Origin of the sequence: Arthrobacter sp. RAF14, assembly GCF_052114185.1 — a bacterium.
GTDB lineage: Bacteria > Actinomycetota > Actinomycetes > Actinomycetales > Micrococcaceae > Arthrobacter_E.
In genome coordinates, this window is record NZ_JBFREG010000008.1 from 68,620 (window position 1) to 85,686 (window position 17,067).

25 protein-coding genes are annotated in these 17,067 nt (G+C 69.1%); 14 read left to right on the plus strand and 11 right to left on the minus strand.

Annotation, left to right across the window (positions count from 1 at the left end):
* Positions 1 to 79 precede the first annotated feature (79 nt).
* Both soxR and AB4Y75_RS15180 read left to right on the plus strand, forming a co-directional pair.
* On the plus strand, positions 80 to 532 hold the full coding sequence (gene soxR, locus AB4Y75_RS15175) for a redox-sensitive transcriptional activator SoxR (RefSeq protein ID WP_441436715.1): 453 nt from the start codon (positions 80 to 82) through the stop codon (positions 530 to 532).
* Positions 533 to 584: 52 nt separating this feature from the next.
* The gene (locus AB4Y75_RS15180) at positions 585 to 1,295 is read left to right on the plus strand and encodes a hypothetical protein (RefSeq protein ID WP_441436716.1); all 711 of its coding nucleotides are present in this window, start codon (positions 585 to 587) and stop codon (positions 1,293 to 1,295) included.
* Between the two features lie 9 nt (positions 1,296 to 1,304).
* Here AB4Y75_RS15180 and AB4Y75_RS15185 read toward each other — a convergent pair whose 3' ends face one another.
* Positions 1,305 to 2,516, minus strand: coding sequence for an MFS transporter (locus AB4Y75_RS15185; protein ID WP_441436717.1), 1,212 nt, complete (start codon positions 2,514 to 2,516; stop codon positions 1,305 to 1,307).
* A gap of 233 nt (positions 2,517 to 2,749) precedes the next feature.
* Between AB4Y75_RS15185 and AB4Y75_RS15190 the strand changes: the two genes are divergently transcribed.
* From AB4Y75_RS15190 to AB4Y75_RS15200, 3 genes are read left to right on the plus strand one after another with little or no spacing between them, the layout of a single operon-like run.
* Positions 2,750 to 4,105: an MFS transporter gene (locus AB4Y75_RS15190; RefSeq protein ID WP_441436718.1), complete on the plus strand. Its 1,356-nt coding sequence runs from the start codon at positions 2,750 to 2,752 to the stop codon at positions 4,103 to 4,105.
* 18 nt (positions 4,106 to 4,123) lie between these two features.
* Positions 4,124 to 4,888 (plus strand): SDR family NAD(P)-dependent oxidoreductase, encoded by a 765-nt coding sequence (locus AB4Y75_RS15195; protein ID WP_441436719.1) that lies wholly within the window; start codon positions 4,124 to 4,126, stop codon positions 4,886 to 4,888.
* Positions 4,885 to 5,310 (plus strand): RbsD/FucU domain-containing protein, encoded by a 426-nt coding sequence (locus AB4Y75_RS15200; protein WP_441436720.1) that lies wholly within the window; start codon positions 4,885 to 4,887, stop codon positions 5,308 to 5,310. Before AB4Y75_RS15195 ends, AB4Y75_RS15200 begins: the two co-directional genes overlap by 4 nt.
* A gap of 113 nt (positions 5,311 to 5,423) precedes the next feature.
* On the opposite strand, the gene AB4Y75_RS15205 is transcribed toward AB4Y75_RS15200, so the two are convergent.
* Positions 5,424 to 6,176, minus strand: coding sequence for an IclR family transcriptional regulator (locus AB4Y75_RS15205; protein WP_441436721.1), 753 nt, complete (start codon positions 6,174 to 6,176; stop codon positions 5,424 to 5,426).
* Between the two features lie 104 nt (positions 6,177 to 6,280).
* On the opposite strand from AB4Y75_RS15205, the gene trmB reads away from it, so the two are divergent.
* The 3 genes from trmB to AB4Y75_RS15220 all read left to right on the plus strand — a co-directional run bounded on the left by trmB (position 6,281) and on the right by AB4Y75_RS15220 (position 8,249).
* Positions 6,281 to 7,231: a tRNA (guanosine(46)-N7)-methyltransferase TrmB gene (trmB, locus tag AB4Y75_RS15210; protein ID WP_441436722.1), complete on the plus strand. Its 951-nt coding sequence runs from the start codon at positions 6,281 to 6,283 to the stop codon at positions 7,229 to 7,231.
* A gap of 65 nt (positions 7,232 to 7,296) precedes the next feature.
* Positions 7,297 to 7,881, plus strand: a complete 585-nt coding sequence (locus tag AB4Y75_RS15215; RefSeq protein ID WP_441436756.1) for a DNA-3-methyladenine glycosylase I — start codon at positions 7,297 to 7,299, stop codon at positions 7,879 to 7,881.
* 23 nt (positions 7,882 to 7,904) lie between these two features.
* The gene (locus AB4Y75_RS15220; RefSeq protein WP_441436723.1) at positions 7,905 to 8,249 is read left to right on the plus strand and encodes a VOC family protein; all 345 of its coding nucleotides are present in this window, start codon (positions 7,905 to 7,907) and stop codon (positions 8,247 to 8,249) included.
* Between the two features lie 126 nt (positions 8,250 to 8,375).
* Here the strand turns inward: AB4Y75_RS15220 and AB4Y75_RS15225 are convergent, their stop codons facing one another.
* The 7 genes from AB4Y75_RS15225 to AB4Y75_RS15255 form a co-directional block, all read right to left on the minus strand.
* Positions 8,376 to 8,561 (minus strand): hypothetical protein, encoded by a 186-nt coding sequence (locus AB4Y75_RS15225; protein ID WP_441436724.1) that lies wholly within the window; start codon positions 8,559 to 8,561, stop codon positions 8,376 to 8,378.
* Positions 8,562 to 8,657: 96 nt separating this feature from the next.
* Complete coding sequence (locus AB4Y75_RS15230; protein WP_441436725.1) at positions 8,658 to 8,918, minus strand: GlsB/YeaQ/YmgE family stress response membrane protein; 261 nt, start codon at positions 8,916 to 8,918, stop codon at positions 8,658 to 8,660.
* A 52-nt stretch (positions 8,919 to 8,970) separates the two neighbouring features.
* Complete coding sequence (locus tag AB4Y75_RS15235; RefSeq protein WP_441436726.1) at positions 8,971 to 9,582, minus strand: hypothetical protein; 612 nt, start codon at positions 9,580 to 9,582, stop codon at positions 8,971 to 8,973.
* Positions 9,582 to 10,133, minus strand: coding sequence for a DUF6286 domain-containing protein (locus AB4Y75_RS15240; protein ID WP_441436727.1), 552 nt, complete (start codon positions 10,131 to 10,133; stop codon positions 9,582 to 9,584). Before AB4Y75_RS15240 ends, AB4Y75_RS15235 begins: the two co-directional genes overlap by 1 nt.
* A complete protein-coding gene (locus AB4Y75_RS15245; protein WP_441436728.1) occupies positions 10,130 to 10,522 on the minus strand; it encodes an Asp23/Gls24 family envelope stress response protein in 393 nt (130 codons plus the stop codon). Before AB4Y75_RS15245 ends, AB4Y75_RS15240 begins: the two co-directional genes overlap by 4 nt.
* Before the next feature lie 4 nt (positions 10,523 to 10,526).
* Positions 10,527 to 10,703 carry a hypothetical protein gene (locus AB4Y75_RS15250; RefSeq protein WP_441436729.1) on the minus strand — a complete coding sequence of 59 codons (177 nt, stop codon included), beginning with the start codon at positions 10,701 to 10,703 and terminating at the stop codon, positions 10,527 to 10,529.
* 85 nt (positions 10,704 to 10,788) lie between these two features.
* The gene (locus tag AB4Y75_RS15255; protein ID WP_441436730.1) at positions 10,789 to 11,304 is read right to left on the minus strand and encodes an Asp23/Gls24 family envelope stress response protein; all 516 of its coding nucleotides are present in this window, start codon (positions 11,302 to 11,304) and stop codon (positions 10,789 to 10,791) included.
* A gap of 165 nt (positions 11,305 to 11,469) precedes the next feature.
* Here AB4Y75_RS15255 and AB4Y75_RS15260 point away from each other — a divergent pair, with 165 nt between their 5' ends.
* The 4 genes from AB4Y75_RS15260 to AB4Y75_RS15275 are packed head-to-tail and all read left to right on the plus strand — an operon-like array spanning position 11,470 to position 14,147.
* Positions 11,470 to 12,036 carry an RNA polymerase sigma factor gene (locus tag AB4Y75_RS15260; protein WP_441436731.1) on the plus strand — a complete coding sequence of 189 codons (567 nt, stop codon included), beginning with the start codon at positions 11,470 to 11,472 and terminating at the stop codon, positions 12,034 to 12,036.
* Entirely contained in the window at positions 12,033 to 12,605 is a 573-nt protein-coding gene (locus AB4Y75_RS15265; protein WP_441436732.1) for a hypothetical protein, read from the plus strand. Before AB4Y75_RS15260 ends, AB4Y75_RS15265 begins: the two co-directional genes overlap by 4 nt.
* Positions 12,605 to 13,042: a hypothetical protein gene (locus tag AB4Y75_RS15270; RefSeq protein WP_441436733.1), complete on the plus strand. Its 438-nt coding sequence runs from the start codon at positions 12,605 to 12,607 to the stop codon at positions 13,040 to 13,042. Before AB4Y75_RS15265 ends, AB4Y75_RS15270 begins: the two co-directional genes overlap by 1 nt.
* Before the next feature lie 4 nt (positions 13,043 to 13,046).
* Positions 13,047 to 14,147, plus strand: coding sequence for a D-TA family PLP-dependent enzyme (locus AB4Y75_RS15275; protein ID WP_441436734.1), 1,101 nt, complete (start codon positions 13,047 to 13,049; stop codon positions 14,145 to 14,147).
* 54 nt (positions 14,148 to 14,201) lie between these two features.
* Here AB4Y75_RS15275 and AB4Y75_RS15280 read toward each other — a convergent pair whose 3' ends face one another.
* Complete coding sequence (locus tag AB4Y75_RS15280) at positions 14,202 to 14,879, minus strand: hypothetical protein (protein ID WP_441436735.1); 678 nt, start codon at positions 14,877 to 14,879, stop codon at positions 14,202 to 14,204.
* A 79-nt stretch (positions 14,880 to 14,958) separates the two neighbouring features.
* On the opposite strand from AB4Y75_RS15280, the gene AB4Y75_RS15285 reads away from it, so the two are divergent.
* Entirely contained in the window at positions 14,959 to 15,540 is a 582-nt protein-coding gene (locus AB4Y75_RS15285; RefSeq protein ID WP_441436736.1) for a carboxymuconolactone decarboxylase family protein, read from the plus strand.
* 5 nt (positions 15,541 to 15,545) lie between these two features.
* On the plus strand, positions 15,546 to 16,442 hold the full coding sequence (locus AB4Y75_RS15290; RefSeq protein WP_441436737.1) for an RNA polymerase sigma-70 factor: 897 nt from the start codon (positions 15,546 to 15,548) through the stop codon (positions 16,440 to 16,442).
* Positions 16,443 to 16,463: 21 nt separating this feature from the next.
* On the opposite strand, the gene AB4Y75_RS15295 is transcribed toward AB4Y75_RS15290, so the two are convergent.
* The gene (locus AB4Y75_RS15295) at positions 16,464 to 16,916 is read right to left on the minus strand and encodes a MarR family winged helix-turn-helix transcriptional regulator (protein WP_441436738.1); all 453 of its coding nucleotides are present in this window, start codon (positions 16,914 to 16,916) and stop codon (positions 16,464 to 16,466) included.
* Between the last annotated feature and the right edge of the window lie 151 nt (positions 16,917 to 17,067).

The following is a 17,067-nucleotide window of genomic DNA, read 5'->3' on the forward strand; positions in this document are numbered from 1 at the left end:
GGTGCGAGTGGATTCCATGGTCCCGACGCTACGACCTCAACTATGGTTGAGGTCAAAGCCCTGAGCGAGGAGGATCCGCGTGCCCCAGATCCACGGCGGGAAACAGCACGAACTGAGCATCGGGGAACTGTCCGCCCGCAGCGGCGTGCCGGTCTCCGCGCTCCACTTCTACGAACGGCAAGGCCTGCTGCGCGCCGAACGGAACAGTCTCAACCAGCGGCGCTACTCCCGGGATGCGCTCCGCCGGGTCGCGTTCATCCGCACGGCGCAGCGGGTGGGGATGGCGCTCAAGGACATCGGCGCGGCACTGGACTCACTCCCGGAGCAGCGCACACCCACCAAGCGCGACTGGGCCCGGCTCTCCCGCCTCTGGCGCGAAGAGCTCGACGCCCGGATCGCCGCCCTCAAACACCTCCGGGACGACCTGGACTCCTGCATCGGCTGCGGCTGCCTCAGCCTGAAACGCTGCGCACTCCAGAACCCCGACGATGAGCTGGGCCGCAGCGGCAGCGGCCCGATTCTGTGGGAGTAACCCCCCTCATCGGCGGCTCCACAGGGGACGACCCATCGTTAGGATCAGAGCCATGATTCCTCCCTCCTCCGGGCCCGGCGAGGCTCCGTCTCACGCCCAGGCCGCCCCGCCCGCCAGGCCCTCCGTGGCGCGGCAGATCCTGTGGCTCATGCTGCTGGTCGTCGTCGGCGTGCCACTGTTCCTGGGGTCGTGGATCGGGCTCGTCCTCCTCGGCGGGAACCTCGACTGGGGGCTGAGCGCTAACCAAGTGTTCGCCTGGGAAGTCGCCGCCGTCGTCGCTATGGTGCTGTGGCCGCTGGCGATCCGCGGTTCACAGCGGCAGTTCTGGCACCAGCGCGGCCGGCGACCCGGTCAGGTCGCCGCCTGGGGCTCCGAGCCCACGCCGCCGGTTCCGAGAATCGCCCTGAGCTGGGGCGAGCGGTTCGGGCGGGCCGCGGTGGTGCTGCTCGGCGGCGCCGGGATCCTCGCCATCTGCGGACCTCAGGAGGTCTCACTCCTGGCCCTGCGCGCGCTGGGAGTGGTGAGCATCGGGCCGGCGTCGCTGTGGAGCGCGCTCCAGCTGGTCACTTTCCTGTTGCTGATGGCGCTGCTGCTCCCCGTCATGGCGCTCACCGAACGCTCGCTCCGCCGGCACCCGCGGGGCAGCGAGGAGCGGTTCCACCTCGAGGTCCAGCAGCACTGGTACCTGGCAGCGGTCACGGCATGGGTCATCTGCGTCGCGATGGGGCTGATGTTCGCCTGGCTGGTCCTCGCCTACCTCTGACGCCGGGCGCTACTCCACGAGCCGACGGCGGCCCGCCAGGTAACCGAACACCGCGCCCAGCACGGAGATGCCCAGGAACACCCAGCCGGCCAGGGTGAAGGCGCCCGTGGCCTGGTGCACCTGGGCCACCATGAGCGTCCCCACGGAACCCACCCCGTAGCCGACGCCCTGCATCATGCCCGACAGGCGGGCCGCGGTGTGCTGATCCTCGGTCCGCAGCATGATCAAGGTGAGCGCCACGGCCGTGAGCGCACCCTGCCCCAGACCGAGCAGGGAGATCCACACCCAGATGCCTTCGAGAGGTCCCAGGATGCTGAGGGCGAATCCGGAACCGGTCATGAGCGCCAGCACCACGTTGATCCCCCGCTGATCCCAGAACCGTGCCGCGAGCGCCGGAGCCACCAGGGAGCCGAGCATCTGCAGCAGGATCGACACGGAGACCATGACACCGGCCGTTCCGCCGTCGATCCCGCGGTCCCGGAGCACGGGTGCCAGCCATGCGAAAACACTGAACGAACTCATGGCCTGGAGCGCCATGAACACCGTGACCTGCCAGGCGACCGGCGAGCGCCAGACGTTCGCGCCGTCGCGATCGACGGCTTCCCGGTGGTGCGGCGCCGTGAGCGCGAGCGGGGCGAACAGCAGCGCGACGACGGCGGCCGGCACCGCCCAGGCGAGCAGCGCCGTCGTCCACTGGCCGCTGAGTTCGAAGATCGGATAAGTGAACCCGGCGCCGAGTGCCGCGGAGGCACAGATCGCCGTGGTGTAGAGGCCGCCCATGAGGCCGAGCCGGTGCTGGAAGTCGCGCTTGACCACGGTGGGCAGGATGACGTTGCACAGTGAGATGGCCGCCCCGCAGAGCGCGGTTCCGAGCAGCAGCATCGGCAGATGGCCGAGTGACCCGAGAGCCGCGGGACGGACCAGCAGGCCGCCCGTGAGGACGACCATGGCGCCCAGGAGCACCCGTTCCGCGCCGAAGCGCCGGGCCAGGACCGGGGCGAGCGGAGCGAAGACACCGAGCAAGGTGGCAGGAACGGTGGTGAGCGCGGTGACGGCCCATTCCGGAACGGCTCCCGCGGCGCGGATGTCCACGAGCACGGCCGCGAAGCTGGAGAACACGGTGCGCAGATTCAGGCCGATCAGCACGAGACAGACACCCAGGAAGACGAGTCGGGTGCGGCTGGGTCCTGGGGTCATGGTCTGCGTGTGCACGTTATCCATTGTGGTCCCCTCTGCCGAAACAGTGGATTTCCGCCGAAACAGCGTGTTTAAGACACGGTTTCGACGGGAACTCACTGTTTCGGCGGGGGTGACGGGAGCAGCGCGGGCCGGACCAAGCCGGACCAACCGAGCCAGCGAAGATTCTTGATGTGCACATCTTGCACACCTAGTGCACATATCGCTACTGTGATGTAGGCCTCATCAGAGACCGCGCAATGAAGCGAGGAGTCATCATGAACATCCCAGTGCCGGAGCATGTCTCCGCCACCCGCCGGCCGGACCCCAGGTCCCTCCCGGAACGGACCCTGAGGAAGGTCCGGTGGCGCATCGTCCCGCTGATCGTCCTGCTCTACCTGATCGCCTTCCTGGACCGGAACAACGTCGGATTCGCCAAAGCACCACTGACCCACGACCTCGGCATCGACGACGCCGCCTACGGCCTGGGCGCCGGCATCTTCTTCATCGGCTACGTCCTGATGGAAATCCCCAGCAACGCGGGCATGTACCGCTTCGGAGCCCGGCGCTGGATCGCGAGGATCCTGATCAGCTGGGGCGTCCTGGCCACCGCCATGGCCTTCGTCTGGAACGAGCCGTCCTTCTACACGGCACGGTTCCTGCTCGGCGCCGCGGAGGCGGGGTTCTTCCCCGCGGTGCTCTTCTACTTCACCCTGTGGTTCCCCACCGCTCAGCGGGCGGCCGTGCTGGGCCTCTTCATCCTGGCGCAGCCCGTGGCCAACGCACTCGGCGCACCGCTGTCCGCGTCACTCCTGAACCTGGACGGCGTTCTGGGACTGACCGGCTGGCAGTGGATGTTCATCATCGAAGGCATCCCGGCCGTGGTGCTGGGCGTCTTCGTGCCGCGCCTCCTGACGGATCGCCCTTCCGAGGCACGCTGGCTCGCCCCGGATGAGAAAGCCTGGCTCACCTCGACCATGGAGGCCGAGTACGCCGCGAAAGCACTCCCGGGCAAGCACTCGTTCCTTCAGGGGCTCCGCGAGCCGCGGGCGTGGGTCTACGGCCTGCTGAACTTCGGCATGGTCTGCGGCATCTACGGCCTCGGCCTGTGGCTGCCGACCATCGTCAAGGGCCTGGGCGTCAAGGACAACACCTCGCTCGGCCTCCTGGTCATGATCCCGTACGCCGTCGCCATCCCCTTCGTGTACTGGTGGGCGAAGCGCGCGGACCGCACCGGGCGCCGCGCTCTGCACGCATCCCTCAGCATGGTGCTCGCCGCCGTCGGGCTCCTCGGCGCAGCGTATCTCCTGCCCGTGAACGCCGCCTGGGCCATGGCGGCGCTCTCGGTCGCGGCCATCGGGATCTTCTCGGCGGGCGCACCGTTCCTGTCCATCCCGTCCGCCGCCTTCGCCGGCGCGACGGCGGCCGCCGCCCTCGGTCTCATGAACTCCCTGGGGAACGTCGGCGGATTCGTGGCCCCGTATCTCGTCGGCCTCATCAAACAGACCACCGGGAGCGATCAGCTCGCTCTCACGTTCCTGGCCGGGTGCCTGACCCTGACCGCCGTGCTCGTGTACGCCTACGCGAACCGGCGCCCGGAGGGCAACTCCCGCATCCCGCAGACCACCCCGTAATCATTTCAGGAGGACACCATGAACACGCAGCATCTCGCAGGGACCACCGCCCTCGTCACCGGTGGCAGCATCGGCATCGGACGGGGGATCGCCCTGTCGCTGGCCCGCGCCGGCGCCCGGGTCGCCCTCACCTACCGCAGCCACGCGCCGGAAGACGAGCTCCTGCACGAGCTCCGCGCGCTCTCCGCCGCGGAACCCCTGGCGCTCCAGGTCGACGCCACCGACGAGGCGCAGGTCCGGGACCTGGCGGGCGCGGTCAGCCGGGAATTCGGACGCCTGGACATCCTGGTCAACAACGCGGGCGGGCTGGTGCAGCGCGCCACCCTCCGGGAACTCGATCTGGAACTGTGGCACCGCATCCTCAGCGTCAACCTGGACACCACCTTCCTCATCACCCACCACCTCAAGCCGCTGCTGCCCCAGGGCCGCGGACGCATCATCAACATCGCCTCCCTGGCCGGGCACAACGGCGGGCACCCCGGCGCCCTCGCGTACGCCACCTCCAAGGCCGCGATCTTCGGGTTCACCCGTTCTCTGGCCCGCGAAGCCGCGCCCGAGGGCATCACGGTGAACGCCTTGGCTCCGGGTTTCATCGAGGCCACACCGTTCCATGACACCTTCACCACCTCGGAGTCGAAGAACGCCACCATCGCCACCATCCCGGCGGGCCGGGCAGGGGTCCCTGACGATGTGGCGGACGCCGTGGTCTGGCTCGCCGGAGAGGGGTCCGCCTTCGTCACGGGAACCGTGATCGACATCAACGGAGGTCAGTACGTCCGATGATCCGCGGAGCTCTCAAACACCCGGTCGTCCTGGCGGCGCTGGCGAGCGCCGGACACAAGTCGACGGTGCTCATCGCGGACCTGAACTACGCGGCATCCACAGCAGTGGCACCCGGCACTCCGACGGCGCACCTGGCCCTGACCGCGGGCACCCCCACGGTGCCGGAGGTGCTGAAGGTGGTCCGGAGCGTCATCCCGATCGAGCACGCCACGCAGATCCGGCCATCCGAGGATGCGCTCCCGAGCATGGTGCAGGACGAGGTCCGGGATCTGCTCGGCACACCTCCGGAACTCGTGAGCCGGGAGGACTTCTACCGGCTCGCCCGTTCCGAGGATCTGGCGCTCGCGATCATCACCGGTGACACCCGCCGCTTCGGCAACGTGCTGCTCAGGATCGGCGCACTGACCGAGCCGCCCTTCTGAGCGACCTGAACGACGACGGCGGCGCTCCGCACGGCGGCGCCCCCACCACCGTGCGGGGCGCCGCCGTCGTCGTCACTCGGTCACCCTCTCGCTCTGTCACTGAGGACACACGCTCAGGACGCCGTCGGGCTCCAGCCGAGCGACTCGGACACCGCCCGGGCGGTGTCGAGCAGCTCCGGGAGCAGTTCCCTCAGCCGGGTGAGGTCCATCTGGGACTTGATCGCGGTGATCGAGATGGCGCCTGCCGCGGTCCCCGCGTGGTTCCACACCGGGGCGGCGATGCAGTTGGAGATCTCCTCGTACTCGCCGTCGTCGTAGGCCCAGCCCGTGTCACGCACCTCATCCAGGCGGCGCAGGAACTCCTCGCGGGAGGTGATCGAGGAGGAGGTGAAGGGACGGAACGTGATCCCGTCGACGATCCGGTCGCGCTGCTCCGGGTCCATGAAGGCCAGCAGCGCCTTGCTCACCCCGGCGGTCTGCACCACCACCTGCCCGCCGATCCGGGTGTCGAGGTGGATGGAGTCGGCCGGTTCAATCTTGTCGACGTAGACCACCGCATCCCCGTCCGGAACGGCGAACTGCACGGTCTGGCCCACGCGTTCGCTCAGCTCCACGATGAACGGATGCACCATGGTCCGCAGGTCGAACTGGCGGAGCGCCGAATCGGCCAGAGCGGCCAGGCGGAAGCCCACCCCGTAGAGGCCTCGTTCGTCGCGGCGGATCAGCCCGCCTCCGGCCAGGGTCTGCACGAGACGCAGCGCCGTGGTGCGGTGCACCCCGATCATGTCCGCGATCTCCAGCAGGGTCCGGGGCCGGACGCTGCAGAATTCCAGGATGTCGATCGCTCGCTGGACCGTCTGGCTCATGAGGCCTCCCTTCAACTGTGCAATAGTTGCACACGCGCGCCCCGCACCCACAACGGATGAATTCCTGTCGCCCCTCCCCGGTACTCTGGAAAGCGATGAACGGCATGGATTCCCCAGACCCCGCAGACGCCCCTGAGACCGCCCCCGCCTCAGCGCCGCGCGCCCCGCACCGCCCCGTCACCGAAGGCAGCCAGGCCTCCTTCGGGACGTACCGGCGCAATCCCGTGAGCTTCGTGCGCCGCGGCACCCGGCTTCAGGGCCGTCGCCAGGACGCCTGGGATGAGTACTCGGACCGCTTCGTGGTGGATGTGCCCCGCCATGTCGCGGACACCTCGGTGCACCCCGACTACCGGTTCGATGCCGAAGCCGCCTTCGGCCGCAAGGCCCCGCTCGTGGTGGAGGTCGGCTCCGGCCTGGGCGAAGCCGTCACCCACGCCGCCGCGGAACACCCCGAGTGGGACTTCCTGGCCGTCGAGGTCTACACCCCGGGCCTGGCCAACACCCTCGTGAAAATCGCGCAGGGTGGCCTGACCAACGTCCGCGTCGTCCAGGCGAACGCCCCGGAAGTGCTGACGACCATGCTGCCGGCCGGCTCGGTGCATCAGGTGTGGGTGTTCTTCCCGGACCCCTGGCACAAGGCGAAGCACCACAAACGCCGTCTCCTCCAGCCCGCGTTCGCGGAGCAGGTCGCGCAGGCGCTCGAGCCGGGAGGGCTGTGGCGGATCGCCACCGACTGGTCCAATTACGCGGTGCACGCGCGCGACGTCGTGAACGCATCCCCGGACTTCGAGAATGTGCACGACGGCGAGCGCGCCGGTGCGGACAGCCCCCTGACGCAGGTGTGGGCCAGCGGCGTGGAGACCGTGGTGGGCGGCGCGCCCGTGCGCGAAGGCCGGGCCCCCGTCAGCACGGGCCACACCGGCCCGAATGAGGGCGTCGATGAGCTGGGCGGCTGGGCCCCGCGCTTTGAGGGCCGCATCGTGACGAGTTTCGAGCGCAAGGCCCTGGAGGCCGGGCGCATGGTGTTCGATCTGACGTATCGGAGGAAGCCGTGACGGAGACGCTCGATCCCGCCGGAGCCGTCGGATCAACAGCCCAGGGCGCCCCGGCGAGCGATGCCGTGCTGTGCGAGGACGGTCTGCTGCGTCCCGCCTGGGCCGCCGTCGACGGCATGATGCGCGAGTACTACGACACCGAATGGGGCATGCCCGTCCGGGAGGAGCAAGGGCTCTTCGAGCGCATCTCGCTGGAGGGCTTCCAGGCCGGTCTCTCCTGGGCCACGATCCTGAGGAAGCGGCCGGCGTTCCGGGCGGCGTTCGCCGATTTCGCGCCGGACACCGTCGCCGCCTTCACGGAGGACGACGTCGAGCGGCTCATGGCGGACGCCGGCATCGTGCGGAACCGGGCGAAGATCCTGGCCACCATCGCCAACGCCCGCGCCACCGTGGCGCTCCGGGACGAGGGCGGCCTGGTGGACTTCGTCTGGTCGTTCAAGCCTGCCGAGACCCCGGCCCCGCGCACCTTCGCGGAGGTCCCGACCGTCTCCGAGGAGTCCAAGGCCCTGTCCAAGGCCCTGAAGAAAAAGGGCTTCAACTTCGTGGGGCCCACCACCATGTACGCGCTCATGGAAGCCATCGGCATCGTGGACACGCACCTGGTGGACAGCCACCGCCGCGGGACCTCCGGGGTGTGGCCGACCGTTTAGCGACGAGCACAAGGAGTGACAGCATGTCCGCAGCACTGACCCGCGTGGTGGTCTCCGTCCGCGCGCTGGAACCGGCCCTGGCGTTCTACCGTGACCTCCTCGGCCTGCCCGCCGAACTCACTCCGGGCTTCGCGATGCTCGCGGCGGGCAACGGGGTCCAGGTGTTCCTCCACGAGCGGGAGAGCCAGACGAGCGACCTCTCCGTGGCCGCCACCTTCACCGTCCCGGGCTTGGATGCGCTGTGCGAGAAGTGGGCGGCACAAGGCGGCGCTGTGGTGGATGCCCCGGAAACCCGGCCATGGGGCGACCGCATGGCCGTGGTGCGCGACGCCGACGCCCACCTGGTCTGTCTGGTCGAGGAACGCTGAAGGGCCGGCGTTCCGGCCAGGTCCACCGACAGCTGTGGCCCGGGCATCGCCCGGGCCACAACCTGCTCAACCGCCGCACCGTGGGATCACCACGGTCGCGAAGCGCGGATCACCTGGATCCAGGAATCACGCGCTCTGCGGGTTGACCTTGGCAAGCTTCCGGCGGACCTTCTTCGTGGTGTTCCCGGTCAGAAGGCGCTCCACCTGGTGACGGAGATCCTCGTAGTCCCCGTCCCGCTTCTTCGCCTTCTCCACGCCGATGCGGTAAGCCGCTGCGGCGACCAGTGCCAGGATCAGAATGTTCTTTCCCATGACGACCTCACTTCCTCCAGATGCTTGAACTTTCCGTGGGACCGGATCACGTCCGGCCCCGTGCGCCGAGCGGGTTCCCGCTCAGCCCCCGCCGCGTCAGGAGCGGCGCTTGGTGACGAATCCCCAGATCAGCAGCACGATCAGCGAACCGCCGATCGCCAGCAGCCACGAACCGAGCGACCAGAAGCTGTTGATGCCGGTGTTGAACAGTGCCGATCCGAGCCAGCCGCCCAGTGCGGCGCCGACCACACCGAGGATCAGGGTGGTGAACCACCCACCGCCCTGCTCACCCGGCATGATCGCCTTCGCAATGGCTCCGGCGATCAGGCCGAGAACGATCCATCCGATGAAACCCATGTGTCTACTCCTCTTTCGTGCTTTCAGGTGTGCGTGTGAGTTCCGGCCGTGATCAGCCGGCGTGGGGCGCCGAGGCGCCCGCAAGATTCAGGTGCCCCGGGTCCTGCTTGACCGGAGCGGAGACGTCGAACCGCACGTGCCGTCGAGCGAAGCTCACGCCCAGCACCGTCTCCATATCGGGGATGAGCCGCTGCTCCACGAGTTCCATCGCTTCCACGGCATCGGCGTCCGAACGCAGCGTGTACTTGGCGTAGAGCACGGGCTCCTTGGCGCTGCCACTGATGCGGACCCCGGCCGCGCTCACGGTCGGGTGGGACGTGGCGGCGTTCTCCGCTGCGCGGGCGATCACCCCGGTGTCGATCTGGGTCATCGCTCCTCCTGAGCGGTCACTGTGGAATCTGAAGACGTGCGTGGCGGGCTTGGTGGGCAGCGCCGTAAGGATCACCCAGAGCGCCAGCACCACCAGCACCACGCCGGCGGCCACCACTGCGATACCCGCCTGCTCGCCCTGCCACGGGATCAGCCCGACGGGCTTCTCCGGGACCGCGACACCCCAGGACGGAAGGAGGTCCCGGCCGAGCAGCATCAGCGCCGCCACGGCGCCGAGGATCACGGCCGCGATGACCAGCAGCACCCGCTGCCGGGGTCCGTGGGTCTTCCACATCAGCCTTCTCCCTTCCTGAGCACCTGCACCTGGACCTGCGGCACACGCCGCAGCGGCAGGCTTCCGAGCACGGTCTCCGCGCGACGCCGGACGTCGTCACGGATGGGCGCGGTGGTCCGGACCGGGGTGCGCACGACAACGCGCACACCCTTCTCGCCGGATGTCACCGAAGCGGAGGAGACACCGTCCGCGCGCTCGGCGGCGGCTCGCACCAGGGCGGTGAGCCCCGAGGCGGCGAGCACCTCTTCACGGCCGCGGCCGGCGTCGTCGCCCTCAAGGAGCAAGGTCGCCCTGCTTCCCGGAAGGACCGCCGCCAGCAGCAGCAGCAGCGCGAGCACGGCGAGCCCGATGCCGAAGCCCACCCAGAGCTGGTCCTTCCAGCCCGCCGCGGCGAGCTGGGCGAGCCAGCCGTTGACCGGATCCGGCCACGAACCGCTGGACAGCCGCGCCGCCCCGGCCCACAGGCTGAGGCAGCCGACGGCGAGCGCCAGCAGCGCGGCGAGCAGGACTGCCACTGTGCGCGCCGGGCGCACATGCCAGAAACGCTTCACAGGAGCCTCCTTCGCTCGTTCGTGTCTTCCGCGTTCAACCAGGAGACCGTGATGTCCACCTGGGTCCGGGTGACGCCGGCATCGCGCCGGAGCCTTTCGTCGACCCGTTGCCGGACGGCGTCACAGGTCGTTTCGACGGGGCTCGGGTAGCGCAGTCCGAGGTCCAGGCGCACCACCGCGGTGCTGCCGAGGATTTCGACGTCGGCACGCGGCCTGCGGTCGAAGTCCCGGCGCTGTGCCACGCCGAGGACTCCCCCGGCGGGCGCTCCCACGCCGTCGATCTCCCGGGCCGCCTGTGCCGCGATCTTGGCCAGCACGGCGGCCGGGATGTGCGTGTTGCCCCGGCCATCCGGCCGGGAGTCCGCTGTCGCGATCTCATGAGTGGTCATGAGCTCACCTGCGGCGTTGCTTGAGGAACCCGCTCACATCGGTGCGGTTCTGCAGCACCCATCCGACGGCGCCGCCCACCAGCGTGAAAAAGGCGACGACGATCAACTGGGTGAACGAGCCGAACGCGATGACCAGGCCGATCACGATGCCGGCGGCCAGGCCCCAACGTGTTGCATTCATGTCTGCTCCTTGGATGGCAGCTTGGTGTGGCAGCTTGCGGGCCACCGGGCGGGACGGCCGTCGTGGCCGCCCCTGCCCACGGTGGTCACTTCAGGTCGTCGCGGCCGGAATCGGCCGAGGTGTCGTCGTCATCCTCAGGCAGGTGCACATCGGAGACGTCCACGTTGACCTCGATGACCTCGAGACCCGTGGCGCGCTCCACCGCGGAGATGATGTTGGCGCGGATGTCCTGGGACACCTCCACGATCGAGAAGCCGTACTCGACCACGATGGTCACATCGATGGCGGCCTGCTGCTCGCCCTTCTCCACGTTCACACCGCCGGCCGTGTTGGCCGACGCGCCCGGGATGCGCTCCGCGATGGAGTTGAACGTCCGGCGGGCCGCATTGCCCATGGCGTACACGCCGGGGACCTCACGGGCTGCGATCGAGGCGATCTTCTGGACCACGCGGTCCTCGATGGTGGTCTTGCCGTGGTCGGTGTGCAGCGGGCCCGTGGGGCGGGTTTCCTGCTGTTCGTGCTGCTGCGCTGCTTCGCGCTTCGCCTGGCGTTCCGCTTCCTCACCGGTGGGCTTCACGACGGGGCTGACATTCTGCGACATGGTCACTCCTTGCTTCTCAGTCTTGCTGTCGAAAACGCTGGACACAGAAGAAGACGGAGCGGGCACCGGAATCCTCACGCGGTTTCTCCGTGATCTGCATCACATGGCATGAGGGGTTCTGGGACCCCGCTCCCGCTTACTCTCATCCTGCCTTAGGCTGGCCACATGTCACAGGGGGTTCCCGACTCACTCATTCCGTGGGTGGGCCGCGCCCAAGAGGGTGATCCGGCGGCCTTCGAACACCTAGTCACCCGCCTGACCGCCCCCCTGCGCGGCTTCGCCCGGGGCATGCTCGGACAGTGGGCCGAAGCCGAGGACGCGGTTCAGGAGGCGTGGCTGCGCATCTGGCGACGACTGCCCCATCTGAAGGACCGTTCCGCGTTCACGGGCTGGGCGTATTCGATCACCCGAAATGTCTGCCTCGACCGGATCCGCTCCCGGGATAGGCTCAGAGCCGACTCCCTGGACGCTCAGATGATCGAACTCGCCGCACCGGCGGACGCCCAGCCGGAGGAACGGACCGAACGCCGCCTGGAGCTGGAGCGGGCCTGGAAGCGGGTGGCCGCCTTGCCCCTGGCCCAGCGGGAGGCGTTCCTTCTGGTGGTCGTCCACGGGCTGAGCTACCGGGACGCCGCACTCGCCATGGGAAGCACCGAGACCACCCTGCGCGGCCGGCTGGCCCGAGCCCGTGCGGCCTTGACCAACGATCCTGGAGAGGAGGCGACGCCATGAGCACCCTGCCCTGCGGAAGGACACGCGATGACGTCCTGCAGAATCTCGACGGCCCGCCCGACGCTCACGAGATCCAGTGCCCCTGGTGCCACGACGAACGGGCACGCCTGAAGGACCTCGACTCCGGTCTGGCCACCATCCTGCGGACCGGCGACGAGGACGGCGGGAACGACGACGGCGCGATCGCCGCCGTGATGCGGGCCGTCCGGGAGAATCTGCGGCCTCTGCGCAGCACGAGCGCAGTGTCGGCCCTCGGTGGCGAAGCAGTCAAGGTGACCTCACTGGACCTCGCGGACGCGGTCCGGGGCGCCTTCGGGGAATCCCCGCGCATCCAGGTGAACTACGTGGACGTCCGACCGTCGGACGGCGCCTCCCCGCATGTGCGCTGGCGCGCGGAATGTGCCGTGAGCGTGGCCCCGGACAGTGACCTCACGGAGGTCGAGTCCACCGTGGTCGCCAAGGTGTCCAAAGGCGTGCGCACGGTTGTGGTGGCTGAGCATCTGGTGGTGGACGTGACCCTGGAGGACGTGCACGGCGAGACCCTCCGGCATGCGGTGCGGGACTCGTGATGACGGACAGGCACGACGAAGGACGGCTCAGCGAAGACGACGCCCTGCGCCTGGTCGCGGCCCCCGGGTATGAGTCCCGCGTTCGGGGTGCCGTATGGCTCGCCGTCCACTGCGCCGAGGGCCAGGCAGAACGCTTGGTCGCTCTGATGGTGGACGATCCTGACACCGCGGTGAGCGCAGCCGTCGCGAGGGCGCTCCTGGAACGCGGGGACGATCTCGGCGTCGGGCTTTTCATCCGCGCGCACGTCGGCTCCGCGGCAGACTATCTCGGAGCGGGTGACGACTTGTACGAAACCTGGTGGTCCTACCTCGATCGGACGGACCGGCCCCTTGAACAGGTGCTCGCCCCCGTCCGCACCGCATGGAACGCCGCTGGAACCAGCGAAGACCGGACCGCTCTCACGGAACTGCTCACCGCTGCCGATGCGACAGAATGAAGCCATGCACAGCATCCCGGACGAGATTGAAACCCCTGCCATCCTGATCGAACGGGACATTCTGCACCGCAACATCGAGCGTATGGCCTCGCGGGTGCGGGAACGGGGCCTGGCGCTCCGGCCTCACGTGAAGACTCACAAAATCCCCCAGATCGCGGCGCTTCAGCTCGAAGCGGGCGCGGTGGGCCTGACGGTCGCGACGATCGGCGAGGCGGAGGTCTTCGCCGACCACGGAGCCACCGACCTGTTCATCGCCTACCCCCTGTGGCTCAGTGCGGCGAAGGCGGAGCGTCTCACGGCTCTTTCGAAGAGGGCCCGGATCGCCTTCGGCACAGATTCCCTCGAGGCGATCCGGGAGGCCGGCCGGCTGTTCGGTCCGGCATCCGCGGACTTCGGCGTGCTGGTCGAGATCGACAGCGGGCATCACCGCAGCGGCGTGCGGCCCGAGGACGCGGCCGCGATCGCCGACGCCGCCCGCGACGCCGGCTTCCGCGTCGCCGGCGTCTTCACGTTCCCGGGTCACAGCTACGCCCCGGGCATGCCCGGCACCGCGGTGGACCAGGAGGGAGCGGCCCTGCACCAGGCCGCCGTCGCGCTCCGGGAGGCCGGGCACGACGTCGCGGTCCTCAGCGGAGGCTCGACGCCGACCGCGCTGCTCACCGGGGACTCCGTCGCCACGGAGCTGCGGCCGGGTGTCTACGTGTTCGGGGACGCTCAACAGCTCGAGCTCGGGCGGTGCGCCCCGGAAGACGTGTCCCTCAGCGTGGCAGCGACCGTGGTCAGCCGCCACGAAGGGTCTGATGGGATTCCGCGCCGGATCGTGCTCGACGCCGGCAGCAAGATGCTCGGCGGCGACCGACCCGCCTGGGTGAGCGGCTTCGCCCGGGTCCAGGAGGAGCCCGACGCGCGGGTCAGCGCCCTCTCTGAGCATCACGCGACGGTCCTGTGGCCCGAGGACGCACCGCTGCCCGCGCTGGGCAGCAGGCTGCGCCTCATTCCCAATCACGTGTGCGTCGCGGTGAACCTCGTGGACGAGGTCAGCGTGGTGTCCGACGGCGCCGTCGTGGAGCGCTGGGAGATCGCGGCACGAGGCCGCAACGCCTGAGCGGCGGCTGAGGCGGGCCGACCACCGGGCGGGCCGCCCCGCCCGGTGGTCGGCTCAGGCGTGCTCGGCCTCGTAACGGACCTTGAGGGCGCCGCGCTTGATCTTCAGTTCGAGCACCCGGACGTCCTTCAGCTGGGACAGCTCCGAGACATGCGTGCCGCCACACGGCTCCGCGTTCACACCCTCGATCGTGACCGTGCGGTGCCCGGTCTCGTCGGTGGTCGCGGTGACCGCGCCGCCGCGGGCGAGCACGGCGTCGAACGCCTCCTGCAGTTCGGCACGCACCGCGTCCCGCAGTTCCGGCGTCGCGAGTTCCGCTTCGAAGCCTTCCGGCGAGAAGTCCAGGCGTGCCTGGCCCGGGTAGTGGCTGTGCCCGGTGCTCTGCCAGCCGCGCGCCTCGCCCAGGTGGCCCAGGACGTGCCCGGCCGTGTGGAGCGCGGCATGGCGCTTACGCAGGGTCTCGTCGATGGCGCAGACGACGGCGGAGCCCACGGCGGGCGCCTCGGCCTCCGTGGCGAGGACCACCAGGCCGTCCTCGGTGCGGGACGGGATCACCGGCGCACCGTTCACCGTACCCTCATCGGACGGCTGGCCGCCGCCCTTCGGGTGGAAGATGTTGGGGCTCACGGCGACCCACGGCCCGGCGTCGTCCTGGCCTGCGTCGATGACGGTGGCCTCCGTGCCGAAGAGGTAGGTGTCCCGGTAATACGCCTGGTCCTGCGAAGAAGTCATGGATTCACCCTATCTGTCACAGATCGGCACCGGCCGGTGTCTTCATGACGAAGGATCGGAACACACCTCAGGAGGAGTCATGACCACCCGAATCCCCGCCACCGAGATCACCGGCCTCTACGGGGCCCTGGTCAAGAAGTTCAGCACTAAGATGTTCGGCCGCGTGCCGGAATCCCTGGGCGTGATGTGGCACAGCCCGGCCGCCCTCAAGGCGTCCATGGGCTTCGGCCAGAAGCTGCAGAAGTGGAACCACTGCGACGAGTCCCTGAAGTCCTACGCCCACATGGCCGTGGCCTCGTTCATCGGCTGCACCTGGTGCCTGGACTACAACTACTTCATGGCCTACAACCAGGGTCTGGACCTGGAGAAGGCGCGGCAGATCCCGTGCTGGCGCGAATCGGACGTGTTCACGCCGCTGGAACGCGACGTCCTGGAGTACGCCGAGGCCATGAGCAGCACCCCCGTCACGGTGACCGACGAGCTCTCGGCCCGGCTACTGACGGCACTCGGCGCCCCGGCCCTCGTGGAGCTGACCAATGTGATCGGCTTCGCCAATCTGACCACGCGCGGCAACGTGGCGCTCGGCATCGAATCGGAGGGATTCGCCGAGTCCTGCGAGCTGAAACCCCTCGCGGCACGCAGCGGCCACGGGGTAGCCTGAGCGCCATGAACCCCGGCGTCGCAGACAACGCAGACCCGTTCGTCACCCACCGCAGCCTGCTGTTCACGGTCGCCTACGAGATGCTCGGTTCCGCCGCGGACGCCGAGGATCTGGTGCAGGAGGCCTGGCTGCGGTGGGCCGGACTGGACCCGGACTCCCGCGCCGAGGTGCGCGATCCGCGGGCCTATCTGGTCCGGACGGTCACGCGCCTGGCGCTCAATCAGCTCCGCACCCTGGCGCGGCGACGGGAGGACTACGTCGGGGAGTGGCTGCCGGAGCCGCTGCTCACCGTGCCGGATGTGGCCGACGACGTCGAGCTCGCCGAGAGCGTCTCGATCGCCATGCTGACGGTGCTGGAGTCGCTGGCGCCGGTGGAGCGGGCGGTGTTCGTGCTGCGCGAGGTGTTCGACACCCCGTACGAGGAGATCGCTCAGGCGGTGGACAAGTCGCCGGCCGCCGTGCGGCAGATCGTCAGCCGGGCCCGCTCCCACGTGGCGGCGCGGCGTCCGCGCGTGCACGTCGACCACGGCGAGCAGCGACAGGTCGTGGAACGGTTCCTGGCGGCGGTGAGCACCGGCGATGTGCAGGGCCTCATGGACGTGCTGGCGCCCGACGTCGTGCTGATCGCCGACGGCGGCGGCCTGGCTCAGGCGGTGAGGGTCCCGGTGCTGGGCCTCAAGAAGGTCATCAACCTGCTCAAGTCCTTCCCGCAGGCCGCGGTCAATCCGCGCAGCACGGTGCTGTGGCTCAACGGCCTGCCCGGCCTGCGGATCGACGACGAAGTGGCCGGCCCCACCCTCATCAGCGTCCTCGTGGAAGAAGGCCGGATCTCCCGCATCTTCGCGATGCGGAACCCGCAGAAGCTCGGCGCCGTGGAAGAGGAGAACCGGCTGACGCGGTGAAGGGCCGGGATGGGGGATTTCCTAGTTCTCCCCCATGGCGGCGTTGAAGCGGTCGAGCATCTCGGCGAAGGCTTCCAGGTCTTCATTGGACCAGTCGACGAGGCGTTCCATCATGACCTCGTTCAGCACGCGGGCCGAGGTCTCCAGGGCCGCCTCGCCCTCGGGAGTGAGCTTCAGTGCCTGGCTGCGCGCGGTGGATTCCGGGTCCACCGCGGCCATGAGGCCCATCCGGGTGAGGGCCGCGAGCTGACGCGAGACCGTGGACCGGTTGAGTTCGAAATGCGCGGCCATGTCCACGGCGCGGCAGCCCGGATGGGAGCGGATGTATTCGAGCATCGAGTGGTCCACCGGGGAGAGCGGCTGATTGGAGCGCCGCAGACGGGCGCTTCCCCGCCTGCTGACCGTGGTCAGGCCCGTCTGAATGCGGGCCACGGCGGCGTTGTGCTCGGCATGCTCCTGATCCGGTGTCACCATCCCTCCAGCCTAGTGCCGTGCCTGTCATCGCCGGGCCGCGTCGCATGATCGGGACGCCTCGGACCCCTCCAGAGGACGGTGAGTGACACCATCGGTCAGTGTTGCATAATGCAACTATAGGATCTAAAGTAGTTAGCGAGCCTAATTTTCC

What these genes read in the sequence shown, in the direction of transcription:
- AB4Y75_RS15290 (WP_441436737.1), top strand. Translation starts at nt 15,546, where the DNA reads ATGAACCCCGGCGTCGCAGACAACGCAGACCCGTTCGTCACCCACCGC.
- AB4Y75_RS15255 (WP_441436730.1), bottom strand. Translation starts at nt 11,304, where the DNA reads ATGTCGCAGAATGTCAGCCCCGTCGTGAAGCCCACCGGTGAGGAAGCG.
- AB4Y75_RS15205 (WP_441436721.1), bottom strand. Translation starts at nt 6,176, where the DNA reads ATGAGCCAGACGGTCCAGCGAGCGATCGACATCCTGGAATTCTGCAGC.
- AB4Y75_RS15235 (WP_441436726.1), bottom strand. Translation starts at nt 9,582, where the DNA reads ATGTGGAAGACCCACGGACCCCGGCAGCGGGTGCTGCTGGTCATCGCG.
- AB4Y75_RS15200 (WP_441436720.1), top strand. Translation starts at nt 4,885, where the DNA reads ATGATCCGCGGAGCTCTCAAACACCCGGTCGTCCTGGCGGCGCTGGCG.
- AB4Y75_RS15195 (WP_441436719.1), top strand. Translation starts at nt 4,124, where the DNA reads ATGAACACGCAGCATCTCGCAGGGACCACCGCCCTCGTCACCGGTGGC.
- AB4Y75_RS15260 (WP_441436731.1), top strand. Translation starts at nt 11,470, where the DNA reads ATGTCACAGGGGGTTCCCGACTCACTCATTCCGTGGGTGGGCCGCGCC.
- AB4Y75_RS15265 (WP_441436732.1), top strand. Translation starts at nt 12,033, where the DNA reads ATGAGCACCCTGCCCTGCGGAAGGACACGCGATGACGTCCTGCAGAAT.
- AB4Y75_RS15280 (WP_441436735.1), bottom strand. Translation starts at nt 14,879, where the DNA reads ATGACTTCTTCGCAGGACCAGGCGTATTACCGGGACACCTACCTCTTC.
- AB4Y75_RS15275 (WP_441436734.1), top strand. Translation starts at nt 13,047, where the DNA reads ATGCACAGCATCCCGGACGAGATTGAAACCCCTGCCATCCTGATCGAA.
- AB4Y75_RS15285 (WP_441436736.1), top strand. Translation starts at nt 14,959, where the DNA reads ATGACCACCCGAATCCCCGCCACCGAGATCACCGGCCTCTACGGGGCC.
- AB4Y75_RS15250 (WP_441436729.1), bottom strand. Translation starts at nt 10,703, where the DNA reads ATGAATGCAACACGTTGGGGCCTGGCCGCCGGCATCGTGATCGGCCTG.
- AB4Y75_RS15270 (WP_441436733.1), top strand. Translation starts at nt 12,605, where the DNA reads ATGACGGACAGGCACGACGAAGGACGGCTCAGCGAAGACGACGCCCTG.
- AB4Y75_RS15220 (WP_441436723.1), top strand. Translation starts at nt 7,905, where the DNA reads ATGTCCGCAGCACTGACCCGCGTGGTGGTCTCCGTCCGCGCGCTGGAA.
- AB4Y75_RS15185 (WP_441436717.1), bottom strand. Translation starts at nt 2,516, where the DNA reads ATGGATAACGTGCACACGCAGACCATGACCCCAGGACCCAGCCGCACC.
- AB4Y75_RS15190 (WP_441436718.1), top strand. Translation starts at nt 2,750, where the DNA reads ATGAACATCCCAGTGCCGGAGCATGTCTCCGCCACCCGCCGGCCGGAC.
- trmB (WP_441436722.1), top strand. Translation starts at nt 6,281, where the DNA reads ATGGATTCCCCAGACCCCGCAGACGCCCCTGAGACCGCCCCCGCCTCA.
- AB4Y75_RS15295 (WP_441436738.1), bottom strand. Translation starts at nt 16,916, where the DNA reads ATGGTGACACCGGATCAGGAGCATGCCGAGCACAACGCCGCCGTGGCC.
- AB4Y75_RS15245 (WP_441436728.1), bottom strand. Translation starts at nt 10,522, where the DNA reads ATGACCACTCATGAGATCGCGACAGCGGACTCCCGGCCGGATGGCCGG.
- AB4Y75_RS15180 (WP_441436716.1), top strand. Translation starts at nt 585, where the DNA reads ATGATTCCTCCCTCCTCCGGGCCCGGCGAGGCTCCGTCTCACGCCCAG.
- AB4Y75_RS15230 (WP_441436725.1), bottom strand. Translation starts at nt 8,918, where the DNA reads ATGGGTTTCATCGGATGGATCGTTCTCGGCCTGATCGCCGGAGCCATT.
- AB4Y75_RS15225 (WP_441436724.1), bottom strand. Translation starts at nt 8,561, where the DNA reads ATGGGAAAGAACATTCTGATCCTGGCACTGGTCGCCGCAGCGGCTTAC.